Annotated in this window: 1 protein-coding gene; it reads right to left on the bottom strand. The window is 63.6% G+C overall.

From position 1 onward, the window contains the following. Window position 1 precedes the first annotated feature (1 nt). On the bottom strand, window positions 2-1,597 hold a 1,596-nt coding region (locus CH283_RS18560), incomplete at its 5' end, for an acyl-CoA carboxylase subunit beta (protein WP_217901124.1).

Below are 1,597 nucleotides of genomic sequence, written 5' to 3'. Positions count from 1 at the left end.
CTCATAGTGGGATGTTTCCGTGTTTCTTGGGTGGGAGGGTGACTTGTTTGCGTTCGAGTAGTCGTAGTGCGGTGACGATCTGGCCGCGGGTGTGACTGGGGGGTATGACGGCGTCGAGGTAGCCGCGTTCGGCGGCGATGTAGGGGTTGACGAGGGTGTCTTCGTATTCCTGCTGCAACCTCAGGCGCAGGGCGTCGACGTCTTCACCGTTCTTCGCGGCTTCGAGTAGTTGTTTGCGGTAGACGAACCCGACGGCACCGGAGGCTCCCATGACGGCGATCTGCGCGGTCGGCCATGCGAGGTTGACGTCGGCTCCCATGTGCTTGGATCCCATCACGTCGTAGGCGCCGCCGTACGCTTTGCGGGTGATGACGGTGATCTTGCCGACGGTCGCTTCGCCGTAGGCGTAGAGCAGTTTCGCGCCGCGTCGGATGATGCCGTTGTATTCCTGCCCGGTGCCGGGCAGGAACCCGGGAACATCGACCAGGGTGATGATCGGGACGTTGAAGCAGTCGCAGGTCCGGACGAACCGGGCTGCTTTCTCGGAAGCATCGATGTCCAACGTTCCGGCGAACTGGGTGGGTTGGTTGGCCACGATCCCCACCGATCGACCGTCGATGCGCCCGAACCCGACGATGATGTTGCGGGCCCGACCTTCTTGGACTTCGAGGAATTCGTCGTCGTCGAGGATCCGGGTGATGACCTCGTGCATGTCGTACGGGGTGTTCGGTGAGTCGGGGATCAGGGTGTCGAGTTCGAGATCCTCGGCGGTCAGATTGTCTTCGATGGACCAGGTGATCGGGTCCGAGGGTGCGGTGCGGGGGGCGTCGGCGCGATTGTTGCTCGGTAGGTAGGACAGGAGGTCGCGGACGTAGTCGAGGGCGTCTTGTTCGCCGGAGGCGACGTAGTGCGCGACCCCGGATTTCTCCATGTGGGTGTGCGCGCCACCGAGTTCTTCCATGGTGACGTTCTCGCCGGTGACGGTTTTGATGACGTCGGGTCCGGTGACGAACATCTGAGAGGTGCCGTCGACCATGACCACGAAGTCGGTCAGTGCCGGGGAGTAGACGTGCCCGCCGGCGGCGGGTCCCATGATCACCGAGATCTGGGGGATGACTCCGGAGGCGCGGACGTTGCGGTGGAAGATCTCGCCGTACAGTCCGAGGGAGACGACGCCTTCCTGGATGCGGGCTCCGGCACCTTCGTTGATGCCGACCAGGGGGCGTCCGGTTTTGACGGCCAGGTCCATGACCTTGACGATCTTCTCGCCGTAGATTTCGCCCAGGGAGCCGCCGAAGACGGTGGCGTCCTGGGAGAACACGCACACATCGCGGCCGTCGACGGTGCCGTAGCCGGTGACGACACCGTCACCGAAGGGCCGGTTGTCTCCGAGCCCGAAGTTCTGGGAGCGGTGTCGGGCGAGGGCGTCGAGTTCGACGAACGAGCCCTCGTCGAGCAACGCGGTGATCCGTTCGCGGGCGGTGAGCTTGCCTTTGGCGTGGACCTTGTCCACCGCTGCCTCACCGGACGGAATCTCCGCAACCGCGAGACGTTTACGAAGATCGGCCAATTTACCCGCAGTGGTATGGATATCGGG

The organism is Rhodococcus sp. 05-2254-2, assembly GCF_002259095.1.
GTDB lineage: Bacteria > Actinomycetota > Actinomycetes > Mycobacteriales > Mycobacteriaceae > Rhodococcoides.
The sequence above is the reverse complement of the archived record's forward strand: the minus strand, read 5'-3'. Positions and strand labels throughout refer to the sequence as shown.